Annotated in this window: 22 protein-coding genes; 15 read left to right on the plus strand and 7 right to left on the minus strand. The window is 44.7% G+C overall.

Features of this window, described 5'->3' with window-relative positions:
* Positions 1-76: 76 nt before the first annotated feature.
* Complete coding sequence (locus tag QWZ04_RS01715; protein ID WP_290324362.1) at positions 77-652, plus strand: LysM-like peptidoglycan-binding domain-containing protein; 576 nt, start codon at positions 77-79, stop codon at positions 650-652.
* A gap of 70 nt (positions 653-722) precedes the next feature.
* Here QWZ04_RS01715 and QWZ04_RS01720 read toward each other — a convergent pair whose 3' ends face one another.
* From QWZ04_RS01720 to cpdB, 4 genes are all read right to left on the minus strand, one after another.
* On the minus strand, positions 723-1,583 hold the full coding sequence (locus QWZ04_RS01720) for a DMT family transporter (RefSeq protein ID WP_290324363.1): 861 nt from the start codon (positions 1,581-1,583) through the stop codon (positions 723-725).
* A complete protein-coding gene (locus QWZ04_RS01725; RefSeq protein ID WP_290324364.1) occupies positions 1,583-2,035 on the minus strand; it encodes a GNAT family N-acetyltransferase in 453 nt (150 codons plus the stop codon). Before QWZ04_RS01725 ends, QWZ04_RS01720 begins: the two co-directional genes overlap by 1 nt.
* A gap of 62 nt (positions 2,036-2,097) precedes the next feature.
* Entirely contained in the window at positions 2,098-2,619 is a 522-nt protein-coding gene (locus QWZ04_RS01730) for a Crp/Fnr family transcriptional regulator (protein ID WP_435433577.1), read from the minus strand.
* Positions 2,620-2,727: 108 nt separating this feature from the next.
* Positions 2,728-4,689: a 2',3'-cyclic-nucleotide 2'-phosphodiesterase gene (cpdB, locus tag QWZ04_RS01735; RefSeq protein WP_290324365.1), complete on the minus strand. Its 1,962-nt coding sequence runs from the start codon at positions 4,687-4,689 to the stop codon at positions 2,728-2,730.
* A gap of 376 nt (positions 4,690-5,065) precedes the next feature.
* Here cpdB and cobA point away from each other — a divergent pair, with 376 nt between their 5' ends.
* The 7 genes from cobA to motX all read left to right on the plus strand — a co-directional run bounded on the left by cobA (position 5,066) and on the right by motX (position 13,176).
* The gene (gene cobA / locus QWZ04_RS01740) at positions 5,066-5,932 is read left to right on the plus strand and encodes a uroporphyrinogen-III C-methyltransferase (RefSeq protein ID WP_290324366.1); all 867 of its coding nucleotides are present in this window, start codon (positions 5,066-5,068) and stop codon (positions 5,930-5,932) included.
* 78 nt (positions 5,933-6,010) lie between these two features.
* A complete protein-coding gene (cysD, locus tag QWZ04_RS01745; RefSeq protein ID WP_290324367.1) occupies positions 6,011-6,919 on the plus strand; it encodes a sulfate adenylyltransferase subunit CysD in 909 nt (302 codons plus the stop codon).
* Positions 6,920-6,946: 27 nt separating this feature from the next.
* Entirely contained in the window at positions 6,947-8,377 is a 1,431-nt protein-coding gene (gene cysN, locus QWZ04_RS01750; protein ID WP_290324368.1) for a sulfate adenylyltransferase subunit CysN, read from the plus strand.
* 77 nt (positions 8,378-8,454) lie between these two features.
* The gene (locus tag QWZ04_RS01755; RefSeq protein WP_290324416.1) at positions 8,455-10,179 is read left to right on the plus strand and encodes an SLC13 family permease; all 1,725 of its coding nucleotides are present in this window, start codon (positions 8,455-8,457) and stop codon (positions 10,177-10,179) included.
* A 32-nt stretch (positions 10,180-10,211) separates the two neighbouring features.
* Positions 10,212-10,829, plus strand: a complete 618-nt coding sequence (gene cysC, locus QWZ04_RS01760; protein ID WP_290324369.1) for an adenylyl-sulfate kinase — start codon at positions 10,212-10,214, stop codon at positions 10,827-10,829.
* Positions 10,830-11,042: 213 nt separating this feature from the next.
* The gene (locus QWZ04_RS01765; RefSeq protein WP_290324370.1) at positions 11,043-12,359 is read left to right on the plus strand and encodes an adenylosuccinate synthase; all 1,317 of its coding nucleotides are present in this window, start codon (positions 11,043-11,045) and stop codon (positions 12,357-12,359) included.
* A gap of 178 nt (positions 12,360-12,537) precedes the next feature.
* Positions 12,538-13,176, plus strand: coding sequence for a flagellar protein MotX (gene motX / locus QWZ04_RS01770; RefSeq protein WP_102523170.1), 639 nt, complete (start codon positions 12,538-12,540; stop codon positions 13,174-13,176).
* A 135-nt stretch (positions 13,177-13,311) separates the two neighbouring features.
* Here motX and hmpA read toward each other — a convergent pair whose 3' ends face one another.
* A complete protein-coding gene (gene hmpA, locus QWZ04_RS01775) occupies positions 13,312-14,481 on the minus strand; it encodes an NO-inducible flavohemoprotein (protein WP_290324371.1) in 1,170 nt (389 codons plus the stop codon).
* 111 nt (positions 14,482-14,592) lie between these two features.
* Here hmpA and nsrR point away from each other — a divergent pair, with 111 nt between their 5' ends.
* The 3 genes from nsrR (at position 14,593) to rlmB (ending at position 18,338) form a co-directional block, all read left to right on the plus strand.
* Complete coding sequence (gene nsrR, locus QWZ04_RS01780; RefSeq protein ID WP_290324372.1) at positions 14,593-15,021, plus strand: nitric oxide-sensing transcriptional repressor NsrR; 429 nt, start codon at positions 14,593-14,595, stop codon at positions 15,019-15,021.
* 82 nt (positions 15,022-15,103) lie between these two features.
* Complete coding sequence (gene rnr, locus QWZ04_RS01785) at positions 15,104-17,599, plus strand: ribonuclease R (RefSeq protein ID WP_290324373.1); 2,496 nt, start codon at positions 15,104-15,106, stop codon at positions 17,597-17,599.
* Positions 17,592-18,338, plus strand: coding sequence for a 23S rRNA (guanosine(2251)-2'-O)-methyltransferase RlmB (gene rlmB / locus QWZ04_RS01790; RefSeq protein WP_290324374.1), 747 nt, complete (start codon positions 17,592-17,594; stop codon positions 18,336-18,338). Before rnr ends, rlmB begins: the two co-directional genes overlap by 8 nt.
* Before the next feature lie 38 nt (positions 18,339-18,376).
* Here rlmB and QWZ04_RS01795 read toward each other — a convergent pair whose 3' ends face one another.
* Positions 18,377-18,511 carry a hypothetical protein gene (locus tag QWZ04_RS01795; protein WP_290324375.1) on the minus strand — a complete coding sequence of 45 codons (135 nt, stop codon included), beginning with the start codon at positions 18,509-18,511 and terminating at the stop codon, positions 18,377-18,379.
* A 144-nt stretch (positions 18,512-18,655) separates the two neighbouring features.
* Between QWZ04_RS01795 and rpsF the strand changes: the two genes are divergently transcribed.
* The 3 genes from rpsF (at position 18,656) to rplI (ending at position 19,887) form a co-directional block, all read left to right on the plus strand.
* Positions 18,656-19,054, plus strand: a complete 399-nt coding sequence (rpsF, locus tag QWZ04_RS01800) for a 30S ribosomal protein S6 (RefSeq protein ID WP_102523164.1) — start codon at positions 18,656-18,658, stop codon at positions 19,052-19,054.
* Between the two features lie 114 nt (positions 19,055-19,168).
* Positions 19,169-19,396 (plus strand): 30S ribosomal protein S18, encoded by a 228-nt coding sequence (gene rpsR, locus QWZ04_RS01805; protein ID WP_102523163.1) that lies wholly within the window; start codon positions 19,169-19,171, stop codon positions 19,394-19,396.
* Positions 19,397-19,434: 38 nt separating this feature from the next.
* Complete coding sequence (rplI, locus tag QWZ04_RS01810) at positions 19,435-19,887, plus strand: 50S ribosomal protein L9 (protein ID WP_290324379.1); 453 nt, start codon at positions 19,435-19,437, stop codon at positions 19,885-19,887.
* Between the two features lie 110 nt (positions 19,888-19,997).
* Here rplI and QWZ04_RS01815 read toward each other — a convergent pair whose 3' ends face one another.
* Positions 19,998-20,759 (minus strand): DUF481 domain-containing protein, encoded by a 762-nt coding sequence (locus QWZ04_RS01815; protein WP_290324381.1) that lies wholly within the window; start codon positions 20,757-20,759, stop codon positions 19,998-20,000.
* A gap of 161 nt (positions 20,760-20,920) precedes the next feature.
* Between QWZ04_RS01815 and QWZ04_RS01820 the strand changes: the two genes are divergently transcribed.
* Positions 20,921-22,315, plus strand: a complete 1,395-nt coding sequence (locus QWZ04_RS01820; RefSeq protein WP_102523160.1) for a replicative DNA helicase — start codon at positions 20,921-20,923, stop codon at positions 22,313-22,315.
* Positions 22,316-22,320: the final 5 nt, after the last annotated feature.

A 22,320-nucleotide genomic window follows, 5' to 3' on the forward strand; every position in this document is an offset into this window, starting at 1 on the left:
CGGTAAATGCCAATATGTAGGCGTAAGAAAGAAATTTTGAGATAATGAAGAGATAATTAATAAAGGTCGAACGCCGATGAATCGAAGAGTTACCAAGCGTAAGTCAGTGAGTTTCGTTGATCAGGTAAAAAGTAAGCTAAGTGATGTTCAATGGCGAGCGTCGCTTGCCCAAGTAAAAACACAACTCGATCGATTGCCAAAATTGCATCAGCGTGTGATTGGCGCTCTTAGTATTGTGATCCTTGTTTTACTCGTGTGGCCAGCGCCAACGGCGACGACAGAAGAAAGCCCTACTCAGAGCATAACAACAAGCGATGCTCGGAAAACAGTGGCGTTGAATACCCAAGGTTTAAGCGAACAACACAGCAGTACTGCTACCGCTCCTAAATCGGATACTTGGTTAGAGTACACCGTGAAAGCTGGAGATACACTGGCGCAAGTTTTTAGGGCAAACGATTTGCCGATGGCCGATTTAAATGCGCTTGCGAAAATCGAAGGGGCAGATAAGCCGCTTAGCCGAATAAAGCAAGGGCAGTTGGTGAGATTCAAACGGGATGAACAAGGTCAGTTAGATATCCTACAGCTAGAGAAGAAGCAAGGCGCTGTCATGTTCTTCCGCCTATCGGATGGTGGCTTTGGTCGAAGCAAGTAACGGTAGCGAATACAACTCGTGGCTAATGTAACAAAAGATAAAGGCGCTGATTATTATGATCAGCGCCTTTTTATTTGGAAGACTTTACACTTGTGCGTCTGCGAATGAGCATCGGTAATACGATCAGTAAAATACCCAGGAAGGTTATCCAGTCTGGTACCTCTTCAAACCAAAGCACACCAAATAGAGTGACAAACACTAAGCCCGAATATTCCACCATGGCTATTTGGTCGGCAGGGACTTTACGGTAGGCCAAAACCGCACAACCGTTGTAAGTTAAGATCAAAATAGCACTGGCGCTTACCCAGCCTAGTTGAGTGAGGCTCATAGGTTGCCAGTGAGCGAATGCTAATGCCCCAGAAACAGGCAATGACAAAAGACTGGTCCAAAATAACGTCGTGACAACGGGTTGGTCGACTGGCAGCTTTCGTACCAATATATTGAATAATGCCAGAGTGATGGCCGTTCCCATGGCAAACATAGCAGCCCAATGAAACTGAGATGGGCGAAGAACAACCAGCACACCAATAAAGCCGATGCAGGTTGCGATGACTTTGCCTTTCGCTGGAATTTCTTTAAGTAGCCATACTGAGAGTGGCAGCATTAATACGGGAGCGGCGTAAAACACCGCGTTTGCAGTAGCCAGTGGTAAGTGAGTAACCGCTATCATCATACAGCCACTACCAATGATAACTAAATGTGCTCTGAATAGGTTCAATGGCAATGACCCTACAGCCTGCTCTGTTTTGCCCAATCTCAGCCAAAACGGAAGAATGACCAAAAAACCGATGAGTTGACGGATGAAAATGTATTGGTAAGTGGACAGTTCGCCGTTTAGCAGCTTCACAGAGACATCAGAAAGCGAAGCAAATAGATTTCCTGCAACGAGCAGGAGTAATGCCTGACTGAATAAGCTTAATGAATTGGTCACTAACCGACTCGTTTCATGTCGATGTGCAAAATGTCATCTTCTAAATAAGGTTCTGAGGTTTGTACGAAACCGTGTGATTGATAGTAATTGGCTAAATGCGCTTGTGCGCCTATTTCTATGGCGACGCCGGGCCACAGCTCATTCATGTGAGTAAGTGCTTGCTTTAAAAGTTCATGCCCCATGCCGTCGCCTCTGGCACTGGCTTTAGTTGCAATACGGCCAATACTGGCACTCGGGTAACTCAACCCTGGGGGCAGCAATCGTGCGCAGGCAATCAGTTCTTCACCACGGAAGCCTAATAAGTGCTCAGCGCCTTTTGCTCGATCTTTATCATCCAATTCAGGGTATGGACAGGTCTGTTCGACAACAAATACGTTAATACGTAGTTGCAGTAAGTTGTAAAGTTCGTCAGGAGTAAATTGAGAAAAAGACAGGCGTTTCCAAGTGATCATAGTACTTCCTTAATATTTAACTCTAGGGTAATACTAAGGAAGGATAAGTTCGTTAACTTTTGTTAATTTCTTTGTTTTAGGCGCTTTTTAATACGGCTTAAGCTGATATGGGTGATCCCCAGATACGCAGCAATTTGGTAATCGGTAATACGTTTTTCGAGGTCGGGATAGTGTTGACAGAACAGTTCGTATCGCTCTTCAGGTGAATGGAGCAACATAAAACGCTCTTTGTTCTCCTTATGCATTAACTGAGTTTCAAGTAGTCTAAGGTAAAGTGGGTGCGCTTGTTCACGCCAAGTTTGAAAGGCTTCGATTGGCAAGCATAATAAAGTCGTGGGCGTTAATGTTTCTAACAGGTACGGAGAAGGTTGCTCTTTGATGACACTTTCAAAACCGATGATCCAATCGTGTTCCCAATAAAACTCTTTACTAAACTGTTTACCATCTCCTGTGAGATAGCAAGCGTGGCAAAGGCCATCAATAACAAAGTAGATGTGAGTTGCCATTTCACCTTGATGAGTAAGAATATGACGAGTAGGGAGATCCATTGGAGAAGCGACCAGTGAAAGGGTTTCCAGTTCAATAGCGGAGAAGCCAAACTCGGCCAGTTGTTCGATAAAGGGTTGCACTCTGTTCGCCTCATAAAAAAAACCGCAGCGATTGCTGCGGTTTTTATCATAGAGAGTTTCAGGCTATTTTTGTAGTGTTAGTCGGTAAACACCGAAACCTACATCATCAGTTGCCACACGCTCCATTGGGTATTGCGCTTTTTGTTCGATAAACTTAGCCGCTTTGTCGCTTGGTGAAGTTTCAAAACGAATGTTTAACTTCTCTTTACTCATGATTGGAGCAAAAGACCAGTTATTGTCAGCACTTGGTTTAACTAAACCTTCCTCAGCACTTACGCGCGAGATGTAGTTCGCAAGTACCGTACGGTTTTCATCTGGTGCATCAAATGCGATAAAATCTGAACCAGTACCCGGGAATTTGTTGCTGTAAGCACGGTAGTTGTTGGTTGCAATGATAAAGTCTTGCTTCATATCGATTGGCTTACCTTGGTAGGTTAGGCCAATAATACGCTCAGACTCAGGGTTAATAACCTTACAGTTACCATCGTATTTTGCAGGTTGTGTTACGTCGATTTGGTAGTTCACACCATCCATAACATCAAAGTTATAAGTGCGGAAACCATCCCAATCAATTAAGCCTTGTGGAGCAGACGAGTTTACATCGATTTGTTTGAATTGGCCGGCGCTACACTCTAGCCACTCTTTTACTTCTTTACCCTGTACTTTTAGGGCAACTAAGGTGTTTGGGTATAGGTACAGATCAGCAGCATTACGGAAAGTAAGCTCGCCTGATTCAACTTCAGTAAAGTTGGCAGGGTCATTTTTACGACCGCCGGCTTTAAATGGCGCCGCAGCAGAAAGTACTGGGATACCATCTAGGTCCGGATCGCCTTGAATAAAGCGTTCTACGTAATCTTTTTGGGCAAGGTTTACAATTTGAACCGTTGGATCATCTTGTACCAGCGCTAAGAAGCTGTACATCACGTCGTCAGCTTTACCAATAGGCTGGTTAACGAATTCACGTGTGCCTTTATGATCTTCAGCCAGAGCTTGAACAATGCCTTCGTCTGCTTTAGCTAACGATTTTTTTGCTTTCTTGTCGTAAATAGGACGAGCTTCAGTTTGCTCTGTAGTTACATTCCAGCTCTCGCCTTCTTTGTTCAACACAAGATCCATTACGCCTACGTGGCTACCCCAGCGACCTGGCATAACAGCAGCAACACCATTAATGGTACCTTTTTTGTTGTCGACACCCTGAATATTGTCAAAGCCTTTACCTGGGAATACAGAATGCGAGTGACCAAAGGCAATCGCATCAATGCCTTCTACATCTGCAAGATAGTATGTTGAGTTTTCTGCACCCAATTTGTATGGGTCTGTTGCTAGGCCTGAGTGAGGAATAGCAACAATCACATCAGCGCCTTCTTTCTTCATTTGCGGAACAAGCTTTTCAGCCATCACTTTAATGTCTTTGGCAAAAACTTGGCCTTCTAGGTTTTTCTTATCCCACACCATGATTTGTGGTGGAACAAAACCTATGTAACCAACTTTGACTTCGTGCGCTTCGCCATCAGTATCTTTAAACGTGTGAGACTTGATGATGTACGGCTTAAAGTAGTGCTCACCTGTTTCTTGGTCAAAAACGTTGGCATTGACGTATGGGAAATCAGCGTCATTGATGCTTTCTTGTAGGAAATCTAAGCCGTAGTTGAATTCGTGGTTGCCGATGTTACCAGCGTCGTAACCAAGTTGATTCATGGCTTTGTAAGCTGGGTGAACTTCACCCGCTTTAAGGCCTTTAGCCGCCATGTAGTCGCCCATCGGGCTGCCTTGAAGCAAATCGCCGTTATCAACCAAAACACTGTTGATCACTTCGTTTTGTGCTTCTTTTACTAGTGTCGCTGTACGCGCTAAACCAATTTTTTGAGAAGGCTTATCTTTGTAGTAATCATAATCCATCAAATTAGTATGGATGTCCGTTGTTTCTACAATACGAAGTTTAATGGTGTCTGCCATTACAGGTCCTGCAATAGCTAACATGCCACCAAGTACTGCAATAGATAGGGGTTTAACAGCCAATTTCATGATTTGCTCCATTTGGGGGATAAAAATGACTCGTCTAATGTAACAAAAAGTAATGTAACGATTATTTGCAGCTACAGTATTGTGTGATCAGGGTCAGTTTTATTGTGCAAAAGTGTTACCTAAAGTACATAAATGCATTTTATATGTGCTTTGTTACAAAAGGGCTCACCAAGGAGCCTAGTACATATATTCTTAATTGAGCGTGACAAATAGCACGCAAAATGGCTTGTTTTATAGGCAAAACTGCCCATTTTCACTGACCATCAAAAATCCCCTTATCAGCTTTTGATATAAAAAATGAAATTTTAGAATTTCAGGTAATAACAGAAGCTGGTCATAATGCAGTCATCACAGGATGAATGATGGCGATATCACCATGGCTAACACGGACACACTTACCCCATTTCCAGCAACAAAACCTCGGTTAGTTGCGAGTAACCCAAACCTGAACTTTGCGAAAAGTGATTTGAAGGCCGGTGAAGTGGCACTTGTTGGTGCTGGGCCTGGCGATCCTGATCTACTCACGGTTAAAGCGTTGCGTTATTTGCAGCAGGCTGATGTGGTTTTGTATGACTATCTTGTCTCGGATGAAATTATGTCGCTTGTACCAAGTGAAACAATATTGGTGTGTGTGGGTAAAAAAGCTGGCCATCACAGCGTGCCGCAAGAAAAAACCAATCAACTCTTAGTCGATTTTGCCTCTCAAGGGTACAAAGTTGTGCGCATTAAAGGTGGCGATCCTTTTGTGTTTGGCCGAGGTGGCGAAGAGCTTGAAGTCTTATTTGATGCAGGCATTGGCTTTGAAGTGATTCCTGGCATTACCGCCGCAGCAGGTGCGACTGCCTATGCTGGTATTCCTCTTACTCATAGAGATTGTGCTCAGTCCGCTATGTTTGTTACCGGTCACCTAAAGCAAGAAGACGAATCTGTCGATTGGTCAACATTGGCTCGTGGTCAGCAAACACTGGTTATTTATATGGGCCTACTGAAATCCAATCACATCCAGGCTCAGCTTATTGAGCACGGTAGAAGTGCGAATACACCGATCGCCATTATCGAACGTGGCACTCAGTTAACTCAGAAAGTATTTAAAGGGCAGTTGTCTGAACTCTCTCAGCTCGCCGCTCATGCCCAGTCACCATCTTTGATTGTGGTGGGTGAAGTGGTGAATCTCGCGAAGAAGCTCGATTGGTTTCGTTCGTCATCGTCAGAATCTACGGTGAATATAGCTAATGGGGCGTAATCGCCGCTGTTAACAGTATTCATAGTAATAGAACACTCTACAGCTCGTAGTAACGAGCTTTTAAGGAAGCGTAAAAAAATGGATCAACAACGACTCACACATTTAAAGCAACTCGAAGCAGAGAGCATACATATTCTGCGTGAAGTTGCGGCCGAATTTGATAACCCAGTGATGATGTATTCCATTGGTAAAGATTCATCGGTCATGCTGCATCTAGCGCGTAAAGCTTTTTACCCGGGTAAAATTCCTTTCCCACTATTACACGTGGATACCGATTGGAAATTTCGCGAAATGATCGACTTTCGCGATCGCACCGCAGAAAAGTATGGTTTTGAGCTTCTCGTTCATAAGAACCCTGAAGGAATGGAAATGGGCATCAGCCCATTCGAACATGGTTCATCAAAGCACACCGATATCATGAAAACTCAAGGCCTAAAGCAGGCGCTGAACAAGTATGGTTTTGATGCGGCATTTGGTGGTGCACGTCGTGATGAAGAAAAATCGCGCGCAAAAGAGCGCGTGTATTCATTCCGCGACAAAAACCATACATGGGACCCTAAAAACCAACGTCCTGAGTTGTGGAGAACCTATAACGGCCAGGTGAATAAAGGCGAAAGCATCCGTGTCTTCCCATTATCAAACTGGACGGAACTGGACATCTGGCAATACATCTACCTAGAAAACATTGAAATCGTACCATTGTATTTGGCAGAACCTCGCCCTGTAGTCGAGCGTGATGGCATGTTGATCATGGTCGATGATGATCGCATGGAAATTGCTGAAGATGAAAAAGTAGAGCAGCGAAGCGTTCGCTTTAGAACTCTAGGTTGTTACCCACTGACGGGCGCCATTGATTCTGAGGCGACCACGCTGCCAGAAATCATTGAAGAAATGCTGGTGGCGACATCCAGTGAAAGACAAGGCCGAGCGATCGATAAAGATCAGTCAGGATCGATGGAATTGAAGAAGCGCCAAGGTTACTTCTAAACAGAATTCAAGCTAAGGAAAGAGAATATGAACAGTGCGGTTGAAGCGCAACTCGCGGAACTGGGGATCGAAGGATACCTAAGTCAACACCAACACAAGTCTTTATTGCGGTTCCTAACTTGTGGTTCTGTCGATGATGGTAAAAGCACCTTGATCGGTCGTTTGCTCCATGACTCTAAGCAGATCTATGAAGATCAGTTAGCGGCAGTGCATTCCGACAGTCAGCGTGTCGGTACGACGGGCGAACGCCCGGACCTCGCTTTATTGGTTGATGGCTTACAAGCCGAGCGAGAGCAGGGCATCACAATCGATGTAGCCTACCGTTATTTTTCGACTCAAACCCGTAAATTCATTATTGCTGATACCCCAGGGCATGAGCAATACACTCGTAACATGGCAACAGGTGCTTCGACTTGTGACGTCGCTGTGATCTTAGTGGATGCTCGAAAAGGCATTTTGGATCAAACCAGACGTCACTCGTTTATTTCAAGCCTGGTTGGGATCCGTCACTTCATTGTGGCCGTGAACAAAATGGATCTGGTGGACTATTCACAAGATCGTTACGAGCAGATTGAACGTGAATATAAAGAGTTTTCACAGAAACTAGAAGGCGATATTAATATTCAATTGCTGCCTATTTCGGCACTGGAAGGCGATAACGTTGTCGATCTTAGCCCGCGTACTAGCTGGTACCAAGGCCCTACGATGCTAGAGCTGCTAGAGAAGATTGATATTGACCAGTCAAAAGATGACGGAGAGTTCCGTTTCCCTGTGCAATATGTGAATCGCCCGAATCTAGATTTCAGAGGTTTTGCTGGCACCGTTTCGTCGGGTTCTATTTCGGTGGGAGACACGGTGCGTGCATTGCCATCAGGAAAGACATCGAATGTAGCGCGCATTGTGACCTTTGATGGTGACCTGGACACCGCTCAAGCTGGTTTAGCCGTCACTATTACCTTAACGGATGAAATCGACATCAGCCGCGGTGATTTATTGGTGTTAGACAAAGCGCAGATAGCGTCGACCAATCATCTGTTAGCCGATGTGGTTTGGATGACTGAAAAACCGTTAGAAGCAGGTCGAGCATACGACATTAAGGTCGCGGGTAAGAAAACCGTAGGTCAGGTGGAAAAAATCCACCATCAATACGACATCAACCAACTGTCGGAGCATGCCGCGGATCAACTTCCATTGAATGGGATCGGTTTGTGTGAATGGTCTCTCAACGAAAATGTGGCTCTGGATCGCTACGTTGACTGTGCTGACACGGGGGGCTTTATTGTGATCGACCGTTTGACCAATGTGACTGTTGGCGCGGGCATGATCCGCAAGCGTTTGGATCTTGTAGAGCAAGAACAAGGAGACTTTTCTGCTTTTGAGGTAGAGCTGAATGCATTAGTTCGCAAACATTTCCCTCATTGGGATGCTAAAGATCTCAGTCAGATATTAAAAGGCTAATGTGAAAATGGGGAGTGCACGCTCCCCATACTTCTTAAGCATTATGCTTCTACTCGATTAACTAGGATACGCCAATGATATGGGAACAAGGATTTGTACTAGCGGTTCTGCTTGCCATTATTGCCTGCCTAGTTGCGACCAAAATAAAACCGAGCTTTATTTTTGCTGGTGCCGCTTTTTGTGCCTTTATGGCAGGATTAAGTGATCTCTCGACGATTACAACGAATTTTACCAACTCTTCGCTTCTGACGTTGGTTCTCTTGATTCTTGCCTCCTGTGCGTTGGAGAAAACTCAACTGATTAGCTGGGTTGGGCAACACGTATCTGGTGGACGTTTAGGAACGGCTGTAGCTAAGCTGGGATTTTCTACTGCATTTCTTTCTTCATTTACCAACAATACCGCGGTTGTGGTGTCTTTAATTGGGGCGATAAAGCGTAACCAACAACACTCACCATCGCGCTTGTTATTGCCATTGAGCTATGCGGCGATTCTTGGTGGAACCTTAACCTTGATCGGCACTTCGACGAACTTGATCATCAACAGCTTTGTTGAAGACGCAGGCTTACCAAGTTTGGGTTTTTTTGCTCCAACCATGATCGGTTTAGCGGTGTTATTTGGTGGCATGTTGGTGCTGATCCCATTAAGTTACCTATTACCAAGCAACGATGATCATTCCCAAAATGATCTGCCTTATTTTTTAGAAGCCAGAGTCGAGAGCGGATCGCCTTTGGTTGGAAAAACCATCGCACAAAATAATCTTCGCGCCCTAAGAAAACTCTTTTTGGCGGAAGTGATCCGTAATGGTCAAACCATGCCATCAGTGGATCCCGACTTTGTATTAGGGGCGGGCGATCGCTTGCTTTTTTGTGGTGACGTCGAAAGTGTCACCACGTTGCAAGAAATCAAAGGACTTACGCTGTTTGGCCAGCATCACCTTAATGGTCAAAGTTTTGTAGAAGTGGTCGTTAGCTCGTCGGCTTCTATTCGTAATAAAACCTTAAAGTCTAGCCAGTTCCGAGACCGTTTTGACGCTGTGGTTGTGGCGATTCGTCGAGGCCATGAGCGACTAGAGGGTGGCTTGGGAAACATTCAGCTCACCGCTGGGGATACATTAGTATTAGTACCAGGCAAGCGCTTTGAAAGCGAAAGACAAGCTCATGCTCGTGAATTTGTGTTGGTCAACGACTTGGACTCCAGTGCGAAGCTAGACCGCAATAAATCGTTATTGGTTATGCTGGGCTTTGTTTCTGTGATTGGTTTAGCGCTAACTGAAGTGACTCCGCTTATTAAAGGCTTATCTGGATATCTCTTGTTACTACTGGCATTTGGTATCGTAAAAATTTCCGAACTCAGACGCCGTTTTCCTATCGACATCGTGGTGATCGTAGGAAGTGCATTAACCATTGCCCAGTTGATGATTTCCTCTGGTCTGTCAGTGAAGATGGGCGATATGTTCATTGAAGCGTTTAATGGCTGGGGCGTCTTTGGTGCATTAGTGGCGACCTATTTATTAACCTTGGTCCTCACTGAGTTGGTAACGAACAATGCTGCGGCGGCTCTAGCGTTTCCTATCGGCTACAGCATGGCTATAGGCTATGGCGTCGATCCTATGCCTTTCATCATGGCGGTGTTGTTTGGAGCCAGTGCGAGTTTTATTTCCCCTTATGGCTATCAAACCAATTTATTGGTGTACAGCGTAGGTAATTATCACATTACTGACTATTTACGGGTGGGGCTACCCATATCCGTGGTTTATTCCGTTTTGGTTCTGACGCTGATCCCTTACTTTTTCCCTTATTGATCGGATGATCAATTGAACAAGGACGTTTATAGATGACAACGGCAAGCAGAGTTAAAGATGAAAACGTAGTATGGCACCAGCATGCCGTTACCAAAGCATCACGTGCGCAACAAAAGCAACAAAAACCGGCTGTATTGTGGTTTACCGGGCTTTCTGGTGCGGGAAAATCAACAGTAGCAGGCGCTTTAGAAGTAAAGCTGGCTGAGTTGGGATACCACACTTATTTACTTGATGGGGATAACGTTCGTCATGGGCTTTGCCGTGATCTTGGTTTTTCTTCGCAAGATCGTCGTGAAAACATCCGCCGTATTGGAGAGCTTTCCAAATTGATGGCGGACGCAGGCTTGATTGTATTATCGGCATTTATTTCCCCCCATCGAGCTGAAAGAGAGATGGTCAGAGAAATGCTGCCTGAGGGGGAGTTCTTAGAAGTGTTTGTCAACGCGCCACTGGATGTGTGTGAGCAGCGAGATCCTAAAGGGTTATATAAGAAAGCACGGGCAGGGGAAATCAGCAACTTCACGGGGATAGACTCAGAATACGAAGCGCCGCTGAATGCCGAGTTGGATTTGCCAGCAGGGGAAAAGAGTATCGATGAGCTGGTGGCGCTATGCTTAAACGGCTTACGTGCTCGTGGCATTATTGCGTAATACTCTTTGATTATTGGGCCATTTTCTCTAGTTAATTGGCCCCATATAGCCCAAGTTATTGTGAGGAGATTACTTTCTAGTCACTTACGCTGTTTTTTATTCTTTACCTCTCAATTGTTTACCAAAGTGTTTTACTTTCACGGTTAAAAAATAACTGCAAGAGAACTGATTCGGTGCTAGAATCCTTTTTTAACTAGCAATCAGATTGGAAAGATGAGTAATAACGTAGTCGTTCTAGGCACCCAATGGGGTGACGAAGGTAAAGGTAAAATAGTAGACCTTTTAACTGAAGATGCAAAATACGTGGTTCGCTATCAAGGCGGTCACAATGCTGGCCACACTCTTGTCATTGATGGCGAAAAAACCGTTCTTCATTTGATTCCATCAGGTATTCTTCGCAATAACGTGAAATGCGTTATCGGTAATGGTGTTGTTCTGTCTCCAGATGCACTATTGAAAGAAATGAAACCTCTAGAAGAACGTGGCATCCCAGTTAGCGAGCGTCTTTTCATTTCTGAAGCATGTCCTCTAATTCTTCCTTACCATGTTGCTATTGACCAAGCGCGTGAAGTCGCTCTTGGTAAAAAAGCAATTGGTACTACCGGTCGTGGTATCGGTCCTGCGTATGAAGATAAAGTTGCTCGTCGCGGTCTTCGCGTTGGCGACCTTTTCGACAGAGAAGCATTCGCAGAGAAGCTTAAAAAAGTGATGGAATTCCATAACTTCCAACTTGAGCATTTCTACAAAGTAGACACAGTAAGCTACGAAGAAGTTCTAGAGCAAGCGATGAGCTATGCTGACCTACTGACTTCTATGGTTATCGATGTTACTGATGAACTTGACGCAGCACGTAAGCGTGGCGACAAGATCATGTTTGAAGGTGCTCAAGGTACGCTTCTAGACATCGACCACGGTACTTACCCGTACGTTACGTCTTCAAACACAACCGCTGGTGGCGTTGCTGCTGGTTCTGGTTTTGGTCCTCGTCACATTGGTTACATCCTTGGTATTACTAAGGCTTACTGTACTCGTGTTGGTTCAGGTCCATTCCCGACTGAGTTGTACGATGGTCTAGATAAGCAAGACCCAATCGGTAAGCACTTGGGCGATGTTGGCCAAGAGTTTGGCGCAACAACAGGTCGTTTACGTCGTACCGGTTGGTTTGATGCTGTTGCTATGCGTCGTGCGGTACAAATTAACTCTATCTCAGGTTTCTGCCTGACTAAGTTAGATGTACTTGATGGCCTAGAAGAGCTAAAAATCTGTACTGGTTACAAGATGAAAGATGGCTCTATTTTAGAAGTTTCGCCAATGGCTGCTGAATCTTTTGAAGAAGCAACGCCAATCTACGAAACAATGCCTGGTTGGACTGACAATACGTTCGGTGCGACTTCTATTGATGCATTGCCTCAAGCTGCTCTTGATTACATCAAGCGTATCGAAGAGTTAACAGGCGTGCCAATTGATATCGTTTCTACAGGTCCTGACCGTAACGAAACCATCATCAAGGTTCACCCATTTAATTCATAATGGGCTGATCTTTAAAGGTTATATAGAAGCCGACTCAATGAGTCGGCTTTTTTTATGTCTTTTCCGGTTACTTTTTATTCGTCATCTGGCAAAATATTGCCAGATATCGGCAATAATTGTCTAAAGAGGTAGCAACATTTGCCGATAAAAAAGCACGGTATGAATAAAGAGTGCGACTATGAAACTACGAGCTGTTGCAGCTTCGTTGGTATTGGCACTGTGTTCCCGCGTTAGTTTGGTTCAAGCTGACGAGAGCATAGGTGGTCCAATTCCTGTCTATACGGAAGCTGAACTGATAAATTTAATCGAAGACAACAAGCATCTTGAACGTGTGCAGGCTGACGGCTGTCAGCTAGTAGAAGATATTGTGGCTAGGGCAACGCGGATTAGCTTGCCAGCTTACGAGTTTCTCTATGGTGACATGCTAGCGTGGGGAGTGTGTGTCGATCGTGATGTTGAGCTTGGGCTCTACTACATGGAAAACGCTGCTCATCAGGGCTTACCGGTTGCATTAGAGCAAGTCGGGCGTTATTACTCACGTGGTACGTTAGTTCAACAAGACAAAGAGCGAGCGATCCCTTACTTACGAGAAGCGGCGTCAATGGGGAATTTGGATGCAAGAATCCACCTGGCAGAATTGCTCTTACGTGATTACGGCAGCCCATTGGACTATGAAGATGCGTATCGCTGGTTGTATAACTCAGTGACACCAGACAAAAGACGACATCGACGAATTACCATGCTCCGGCAAGGCCTAGAAATGCGCATGCCTCAGAATATTATTGCCAGAGCCAAACGCCGTTCCGATTTCTGGTAATTAGGCTTAGATAGCCGTAAGTACATAATTGTAGTTAACTGTTGTAGTCGCAGTAAAAACATAGCCGTAGTACAAAGAAAGTCGAAAAAATGCCTCACTAATTAGTGAGGCATTTTTTGTTAGCCATTATGGTAACTAAAGCACTTTGTGAGGACCAAAACACTCGTAGTGAATTTGATCTTCTTTGGCGCCTAAATTGAGCAGTTGCTTCGCGATAGACTGCATGAAAACAACTGGCCCACACAGGTAGAATTGCGTTGCTTGCCAATCGATAGAGCTCTCTATTTGCGAAAGAACCATTAAACCAGAATGCACATTGGCGTCATCACCCTCTCGATACCAAGTATGAGAAGTTACTAAAGAGTGTGTCTCTTCGAGAGCTTGCAGGTGCTGCTTAAAACCATGGTGCTGTGCGTTGTCGGTTGCGTGCAACCAGTGGATAGGCGCTTGGTGGCTTGCTTTTATGCTTTCTAACATCGCCATCATTGGCGTAATGCCCACACCACCAGAAATAAGCGCAATCGGGGACGTTTCTTCACTGTTAAAGAAGAAATCACCACTTGGTGGTGCCAGTTTGACAACATCACCTACCGAAAGTACATCGTGTAAGTATTTAGAAACGACACCTAACGATTCCTTTTTCACTGAAATGCGGTAGCTTTGGCCGTTCGGTGCATCAGAAAGACTGTATTGACGAATCTCTTGATTATCAAATTGCTCAGGAGACAAGTAAATACCTAGGTATTGTCCTGGCTTGTAACCAACGACGGCTTCGCCATCAACAGGTTCAAACGTAAAGCTGGTGATCACGTCGCTTTCTACTATTTTCGATACCAATTTGAACTCACGCGTGCCACGCCAGCCGCCTTGTTGGCTTTCCGTTTCTTGATAGATGGCTTCTTCGCGATCTATAAAGACTTGTGCAAGAAGACCATAAGCTTCTCCCCATGCATCCAATACGGGCTGGCCTGGTGAGAATAATTCATCAATGGTGGCTAATAAATGGCTTCCAACGATTTGATATTGCTCTGCGGTAATATTAAAACTAGTGTGCTTCTGGGCTATTTTCTCTACCACAGGGAGGAGGACTTCAATATTGTCTATATTAGCGGCATAACCGTGAATCGCATTAAATAGCGCCTCTCGTTGGCTGCCTGAATCTTGGTGGGTGAGGTTAAAAATATCTTTAAGTTCTGGGTGGTGGGCAAACATCCTGTCATAAAAATGAGCCGTTAATTTGGGGCCAGTTTCTGCAATGAGTGGAGCAGTAGACTTGACGATATTTATGGTTGAATTGCTGAGCATTTGACTTCCTTTTTGAAAGTTGTATTTATAATGTATGTTATAAGTTGTATCTAAAATATATCTTTTGGTCAATGGAAGATTTACACTAAACAGGACAACTGAGGGAAAAATATGCAACTAACCAATTTCACCGATTATGGTATTCGCGCTTTGATTTACTTAGCTTCACTTCCCGAAGGTGAATTGACGAGTATTCAGGTCGTCAGCGATACCTTTGGCGTATCCAAAAATCACATGATTAAGATCATCAATAAGCTTGGGCAACTTGGTTATGTGAAAACAGTACGCGGCAAAAATGGCGGAATACGTTTAGGTATGCCTGCTGACTCTATCGTGATTGGTGAGGTTGTACGTGACATTGAGCCATTACAGGTGGTGAACTGCTCCCCCGATTTTTGCCACATTACTCCCGCTTGTCGTCTTAAACTGCATTTGGACAATGCTAAACGTGCATTTCTTGCTGAGCTGAATAAGTGCACCTTGGCGGATATGATTAAGGATAATAGCGAACTCGTTCCATTACTTTTTGATAATAACTGATCTACTTGTCTGCTTGTCCTGTCGATAACTGCCAGATTTAGTTATACTAAGCGACATATCCTTTCCTTAGCAGGCCTTGCTTATGTCCGACAACACCCATAACGATCCACATGCTGATCGTGAATCCAAAAAATATGAGAATCCAGTACCAAGTCGAGAGTACATTACCGAGTTTTTGACTCAACAAAATGTACCAATGAATCGTAATGACTTGTTTGAGGTGCTGGGTTTATCTGGTGAAGAACAATACGAAGGACTAAGACGTCGCCTTCGCGCGATGGAGCGCGACGGTCAACTCGTATTTACTCGTCGTCAATGTTATGCACTGCCAGAAAAGCTCGAACTCATTAAAGGGTATGTTATTGGCCATAAAGATGGTCATGGCTGGGTTCGCCCTGAGGGGAGTGTTGGTAAAGACAACGACATATTGCTACCTCATCACCAAATGCGTTCAATTATTCATGGCGATTTCGTTCTTGTTCAAGCGACAGGAAAGGATAAACGAGGTCGTAAAGAAGGGCGTTTAGTTCGAGTATTAGAAGCCCGAAATAGCCAAATTGTTGGTCGATTCTTCTTAGAATACGATCACTCCTTTGTAGTGGCGGATGATTCCCGAATTTGTCATGACATCATGATCCCAAATGAGCATAAGGGTGGTGCTCGTATGGGGAATGTCGTTGTGATTGAAATTACCGACAGAGGCACTCGATCCCGAGGCATGATGGGTAAGGTTGTTGAAGTATTGGGCGAAAACATGGCGCCAGGTATGGAAACACAAATTGCCATTCGTACCCATCAGATCCCTAATGTTTGGCCAATTGAAGTCGACAAACAAATTGAAGATCTCAAAGAAGAAGTCCCAGAAGAAGCGAAGAAAGGACGTGTAGATTTACGCGACCTTCCTCTGGTCACTATCGATGGCGAAGACGCCCGTGACTTTGATGATGCGGTATTCTGTGAAGCGAAAAAAAGCGGTGGATGGCGTTTATGGGTTGCGATTGCTGATGTGAGCTATTACGTTCGCCCAGACAGCGCACTAGATAAAGAAGCCATTAACCGTGGTAACTCTGTCTACTTCCCGTCTCAAGTTGTGCCTATGCTGCCGGAAGTTTTATCTAACGGATTGTGTTCATTGAACCCTCAAGTTGATCGCTTGTGTATGGTTTGTGAGATGACCATTTCAGCTACAGGTAAGTTGTCAGGCTACAAGCATTATGAAGCCGTAATGAACTCTCATGCTCGTCTGACTTATAACAAAGTTGGCGACATCCTAGATGGTAATGAAGAACTTCGTGAGCGTTATAAGCCCGTTGTTGGCCACCTAGAAGAGCTGCATAAAATGTATAAAGTACTCAAGAGTGCTCGTGATGATCGCGGCGCTATTGAGTTTGAAACTGTTGAAGCGAAATTCATCTTTAATGCCGATCGAAAAATTGACCGTATTGAAGCTGTGATTCGTAACGATGCACACAAAATCATTGAAGAATGTATGATTTTGGCCAACATCGCGTCAGCGTCTTTGGTGGAAAAAGCGAAAGAAGCGGCGTTGTTTCGTGTACACGAATCCCCTGGTGAAGAAAGGCTAGTGGGCTTCCGTGACTTCTTGAGTGAGTTAGGTTTAGACCTCTCTGGTGGGCTTTCTCCGACGCCAACTGATTATGCTGAGCTGATCAAGAAAATTGGTGCACGCCAGGACAAAGAGCTGATTCAAACCATGCTATTGCGCTCGATGAAGCAAGCGGTATATAACGCAGATAATGCTGGCCACTTTGGCTTGGCATTGAAGCGCTACGCGCACTTTACGTCGCCAATTCGTCGTTATCCAGATTTACTGCTTCATCGTGCAATCAAATATTTGATTGCTAAAGAGGCGGGCACAAATACCGATCGTTGGACCCCAACAGGGGGGTATCATTATTCATTTGATGATATGGATGTATTCGGTGAGCAGTGTTCAATGACCGAACGTCGAGCTGATGATGCGACACGTGAAGTATCTGATTGGCTCAAATGTGAATACATGCAAGATCATGTCGGTGAAGTTCTCGATGGCGTGATTGCCAACGTGACGGGTTTTGGTTTCTTTGTAAGATTAACCGAACTGCACATTGATGGTTTAGTTCACATTTCATCTTTGGCGAACGATTACTATCAATTTGATCCTATTGGTCAAAGACTTATCGGTGAAAGCTTCGGTAACATCTACCGTTTAGGTGATGCGGTTAAAGTTAAAGTACTGGCTGTTAACCTAGAGACTCGTCAAATTGATTTTGAATTAGAAGAAACGAGCCGTAAGCTACGCGGTAAAGGTAAGACGGCTAAGAAACGTGCAGCAGAAGCTGATAAAAAAGCCGCGACTACTAAGAAAGCGGCAGTAAAGTCACGCAAGCCGGGAGCAAAAGCGAAAGCCATGGTCGAGCCGACAAAACGACCTGACGGTTCAACTGATGCCGGCAGTAAGCCGAAAAAGAAAAAGAGAAAGTCCCCAGCGGCAAAAGCACGCAGAAAAGAAGCTCGTGCTAAAAAAGCCCAATCAAGTGCAAGTAATAATGGTCCGAAAGGAATAGAAAATGAGTAACGAATTTCTTTATGGCATTCATGCCGTAAAAGCCGTGCTGGAGAACGATCCGGCACGTTTTATTGAAGCTTACGTATTAAAAGGGCGTCAAGATGATCGCCTATTACCTTTGCTAAACGAGCTGCAACAATGTGGCGTGTCTATTCAACAAATGGGCCGTAAGGTTCTTGATGACAAAGCCAGTGGTGCTAACCACCAAGGCATTATTGCGCGAGTTAAAGCGGCTAAGCAGCTCACAGAGCAAGATCTGGACGACATTCTAGCAAAGCATGAGTCTCCACTTCTATTAGTGTTAGACGGTGTTACAGACCCGCATAATTTAGGTGCTTGTCTACGTAATGCGGATGCGGCTGGTGTCGCTGCGGTTATCGTGCCTAAAGACAAATCAGCTCCGATGACGCCTACAGTAAGCAAAGTCGCTTGTGGCGCAGCCGAAACTGTACCACTCGTTCGTGTAACCAACTTGGCCCGTACGATGCGTGCCTTGCAAGAAAAGCACGTGTGGTTTGTCGGCACTGCTGGTGAAGCGACGCATGATATTTACCAAGCAAACTTGTCTGGTGGAGCGTTGGCGATTGTGATGGGTGCAGAGGGGGATGGCATGCGTCGATTGACTCGTGAAACCTGTGATGACCTGATCAAAATCCCTATGGCAGGCAGCGTATCAAGTTTGAACGTTTCTGTAGCATCAGGCATTTGTTTGTTTGAAGCGGTTAGGCAGAGAAGCTTGAAAGGCTAAGGGCTAAAGGCGAAGAACTAAAAGCTAAAAGCGAAGTACTAAAGGCGCTCATCGGTTGATGGGCGTTTTTTTGTAGAGAAGAATACAGAAATGTCAGAGACGAGAAACGTTGCGCCAACGTCTCTGTACTCTTGAGTAAGCACTGCAAACCTTGTGATTAAAAATTGATTCATTCTTCACCAAATATTGCTTGCCAATCTCATGTTGTTTCTATAATATTTGCCGTCCTTAAAACCTGGTCATTTTTCTTTAGTTCCTTGCTTCCTCTGGACGACCGGGCCACTCGTGGAAGCTAATAATCCGTAAGGAGCAACCAAATGCGTCATTACGAAATCGTATTCATGGTTCACCCTGATCAAAGCGAGCAAGTTGCTGGCATGATCGAGCGTTACACTGGTTCTATCACTGAAGCTGGCGGTACTATCCACCGTCTAGAAGACTGGGGTCGCCGTCAAATGGCTTACCCAATCAACAAACTTCACAAAGCTCACTACGTTCTTATGAACGTTGAAGCTGGCCAAGAAGTTATTGATGAGCTAGAAACTGCTTTCCGTTTCAACGATGCAGTTCTACGTAACATGATCATGCGCACTAAAGGCGCTGTGACTGAACAATCTATTATGCTTAAGCAAAAAGAAGAGCGTGCAGAGCGTGCTCCTCGTCGTGAAGAGCGTACAGAGCGTACAGAATCTAAGCCAGAAGCGGCTGCTGAGTAATTCTTTTTTGGCTTTAGCCAATTAGAAAAACTCACTCGTTTAGGTGCTTCACACAAACCTACCTAGTAAGTTTATGTGAATATCATTATTAAATTTAAGATCAGGAGATAGCCCATGGCTCGTTTCTTCCGTCGTCGTAAATTCTGCCGTTTCACTGCAGAAGGCGTAACAGAGATTGACTACAAAGACGTAGCAACTCTTAAAAACTACATCACCGAAGCTGGTAAAATTGTACCTAGCCGTATCACTGGTACAAGCGCTAAGTATCAGCGTCAACTAGCTCGCGCTATCAAGCGTTCTCGCTACCTAGCACTTCTTCCATACACTGACAAGCATCAGTAATTGGTCGCAGTTTAATAAAGTTTAAGAGGACTTAGATAATGCAAGTTATTTTACTTGATAAAATCGGTAACCTTGGTGGCCTTGGCGACCAAGTGAACGTTAAATCTGGTTACGCTCGTAACTACCTTATCCCACAGGGTAAAGTAGTAATGGCAACTAAAGCTAACGTTGAAATGTTTGAAGCACGTCGTGCTGAGCTAGAAGCTAAAGTTGCTGAGCAACTGACTGCTGCACAAGCTCGTGCTGACCAAGTTAGCGCTCTTGAAGCAGTTGTTATTGCTTCTAAAGCTGGTGACGAAGGTAAACTATTTGGTTCTATCGGTACTCGTGACATCTCTGACGCTATCACAGCGGCAGGTGTTGCAGTAGCTAAGAGCGAAGTACGCCTACCTGAAGGTGCTCTACGTAACACTGGTGAATTCGAAGTAAGCATCCAACTTCACTCTGAAGTTTTTGCTACTGCGAAACTACAAGTTGTTGCTGCTGAGTAATTCAGTATCAAGCAATTCGAAAAGCTGGCCTAGTGCCAGCTTTTTTTATGTCTAAAATTGGGCGAAAGGCGAAAGGCGAAAGGCGAAAGGCGAAAGGCGAAAGGCGAAAACTAGAACGCGTAAAGTAAATTGACCGAAATAACGCTATCAGATTGACTGAGTTCTGGGTTGGGGACTAAATCATGATATTGCAGCGAATAGTTGATCTTCAGTGAAAGCTGATCGGTAATATTATTGGTTGCGCTGACCTCAGTATCCCAGCGAGTATTTGATTTACCGCCCACCATAGAGACATCTCCAGCTAACACCAAATTAGGCAGTAGCTGCCATGACGCACTTAGATTACTACGAATGATCACCTCATCTACTATGGTTGGAAAAATCAAATCGTCATCATCGAGTTCATCTAGATTGGGTTTTTGGTGTCGATAACCAGGTCCCATTTCTAATTCTAGCGTGAACGCGTCGGTATGGGTAAATTGATAACCAACACCACCTGAGAAGGTGTAGTCACGAAAATAAGCGCTGTATTTAGAATCGATGCCATTGAAGTTGGCATACAAATAGGTTTTTGGGCCTAACTTGTAGTCACTTTGTACCTGATAGCTCGATTGGTGCTTGTCTTCTTCTCCGTCTTTATCTAGCTTGTAGTACTTCCATTGACCAGAATGACGATGACGGCCGGATGTGTAGGTTCCTTCCAATCGTCCGTTGATCGATTGTGTGTCCGAGTTGCCGGTATGTGATTGATAACCGAACTCAATTTCAGTTTTAAGAGGTGAAGGGGTTTGGGTTTCCGTATCCAATGTATCTTCAGCTTGTAACCCTGTACTCGCTAATATGCTTAGCGTGAGCAGTGAATACTTGGACACTCAAACCTCTCAAAATCTAATAATGGTATATCGAAGTGTAGTTATAACTAATGTTACCTGCGTCAGGGAAGTGTTAATTTGGATTTTTCGATTCCAATGGATTACAAAATCAATATCTTCGCTATAATGAGCGGTCATTATTTAGTTTTTTGAGTGCCCTAATGTCCGAGCAGCGCAGTACAAAACCAGTAGATAACCAAGTTGATGCGATTAAGGTTCCACCCCATTCTTTGGAGGCTGAACAATCGGTAATTGGTGGGCTATTATTGGACAATGAGCGCTGGGACTCTGTATCTGAGAAAGTGCTAGCGAAAGACTTCTACAGTCGCCCTCATCGTATTATCTTCGAGGCTGCTCGGACTTTGCTTGAAGATAACCATCCTCTCGATTTAATCACCTTATCTGAGTTCCTTGAATTGCGAGAGCAGCTTGATGATGTCGGTGGTTTTGCTTATCTCGCGGATCTCGCTAAAAATACCCCAAGTGCCGCTAACATTAACGCCTATGCTGATATTGTTGCAGAGCGGGCGCTGGTTCGTAGTTTAATTGGCGTCGCAAATGAAATCGCAGATGCAGGTTACGATCCTCAAGGCCGTACATCTGAAGATTTATTGGATCTCGCTGAGAGTAAAGTATTTGCTATTGCAGAAGACCGCACTAGCGAAAATGAAGGGCCTCAGAACGTTGATAGCATTCTAGAGAAAACATTAGAGCGAATCGAAATACTGTATAAAACGCCTCAAGATGGTGTAACCGGTGTAACGACCGGCTTTAATGATTTGAACAAAAAGACGGCAGGCCTTCAAGGCTCGGATTTGATCATTGTTGCGGCGCGTCCATCTATGGGTAAAACCACTTTTGCGATGAACTTGTGTGAAAATGCCGCCATGTCTCAAGACAAACCCGTGCTTATCTTTTCCTTAGAGATGCCCGCAGAACAGCTCATGATGCGTATGTTGGCGTCGTTATCGAGAGTGGACCAAACTAAGATCCGTACCGGTCAACTTGATGATGAAGATTGGGCCCGAATTTCTGCCACCATGGGTGTTCTCATGGAAAAGAAAAATATGTACATCGATGACAGCTCTGGTTTAACACCAACAGAATTGCGTTCTCGAGCGCGACGTGTCGCTCGTGATGCTGGTGGCATAAGCATGATCATGGTCGATTACCTTCAACTAATGCGCGTGCCTGGTTTGCAAGATAACCGTACGTTAGAGATTTCAGAAATATCGCGCTCTTTAAAAGCGCTGGCAAAAGAGTTGAATGTACCGGTTGTGGCACTGTCTCAGCTTAACCGTTCCCTAGAACAACGTGCAGATAAACGCCCGATTAACTCCGACTTGCGTGAGTCAGGAGCTATCGAGCAAGACGCCGATTTGATCATGTTTATTTATCGTGACGAAGTCTACAACCCTGATAGCGCATTAAAAGGCATCGCGGAAATTATCTTAGGTAAGCAGCGTAATGGTCCTATCGGTTCGGTGCGCTTAACTTTCCAAGGCCAGTTCTCTCGCTTTGATAATTATGCAGGACCTGCATTTGACGATGAATAAAGGCA

It is taken from the genome of Vibrio tapetis subsp. quintayensis, from assembly GCF_030409945.1.
GTDB classification, from domain to species: Bacteria; Pseudomonadota; Gammaproteobacteria; order Enterobacterales; family Vibrionaceae; genus Vibrio; species Vibrio quintayensis.

Coding starts and splice junctions, on each gene's coding strand:
- cpdB (WP_290324365.1), bottom strand. CDS start 4,689: ATGAAATTGGCTGTTAAACCCCTATCTATTGCAGTACTTGGTGGCATG.
- QWZ04_RS01820 (WP_102523160.1), top strand. CDS start 20,921: ATGTCCGAGCAGCGCAGTACAAAACCAGTAGATAACCAAGTTGATGCG.
- QWZ04_RS01725 (WP_290324364.1), bottom strand. CDS start 2,035: ATGATCACTTGGAAACGCCTGTCTTTTTCTCAATTTACTCCTGACGAA.
- cobA (WP_290324366.1), top strand. CDS start 5,066: ATGGCTAACACGGACACACTTACCCCATTTCCAGCAACAAAACCTCGG.
- hmpA (WP_290324371.1), bottom strand. CDS start 14,481: ATGCTCAGCAATTCAACCATAAATATCGTCAAGTCTACTGCTCCACTC.
- QWZ04_RS01715 (WP_290324362.1), top strand. CDS start 77: ATGAATCGAAGAGTTACCAAGCGTAAGTCAGTGAGTTTCGTTGATCAG.
- rnr (WP_290324373.1), top strand. CDS start 15,104: ATGTCCGACAACACCCATAACGATCCACATGCTGATCGTGAATCCAAA.
- QWZ04_RS01765 (WP_290324370.1), top strand. CDS start 11,043: ATGAGTAATAACGTAGTCGTTCTAGGCACCCAATGGGGTGACGAAGGT.
- cysC (WP_290324369.1), top strand. CDS start 10,212: ATGACAACGGCAAGCAGAGTTAAAGATGAAAACGTAGTATGGCACCAG.
- cysN (WP_290324368.1), top strand. CDS start 6,947: ATGAACAGTGCGGTTGAAGCGCAACTCGCGGAACTGGGGATCGAAGGA.
- rpsF (WP_102523164.1), top strand. CDS start 18,656: ATGCGTCATTACGAAATCGTATTCATGGTTCACCCTGATCAAAGCGAG.
- cysD (WP_290324367.1), top strand. CDS start 6,011: ATGGATCAACAACGACTCACACATTTAAAGCAACTCGAAGCAGAGAGC.
- rpsR (WP_102523163.1), top strand. CDS start 19,169: ATGGCTCGTTTCTTCCGTCGTCGTAAATTCTGCCGTTTCACTGCAGAA.
- rlmB (WP_290324374.1), top strand. CDS start 17,592: ATGAGTAACGAATTTCTTTATGGCATTCATGCCGTAAAAGCCGTGCTG.
- QWZ04_RS01795 (WP_290324375.1), bottom strand. CDS start 18,511: ATGAATCAATTTTTAATCACAAGGTTTGCAGTGCTTACTCAAGAGTAC.
- rplI (WP_290324379.1), top strand. CDS start 19,435: ATGCAAGTTATTTTACTTGATAAAATCGGTAACCTTGGTGGCCTTGGC.
- motX (WP_102523170.1), top strand. CDS start 12,538: ATGAAACTACGAGCTGTTGCAGCTTCGTTGGTATTGGCACTGTGTTCC.
- nsrR (WP_290324372.1), top strand. CDS start 14,593: ATGCAACTAACCAATTTCACCGATTATGGTATTCGCGCTTTGATTTAC.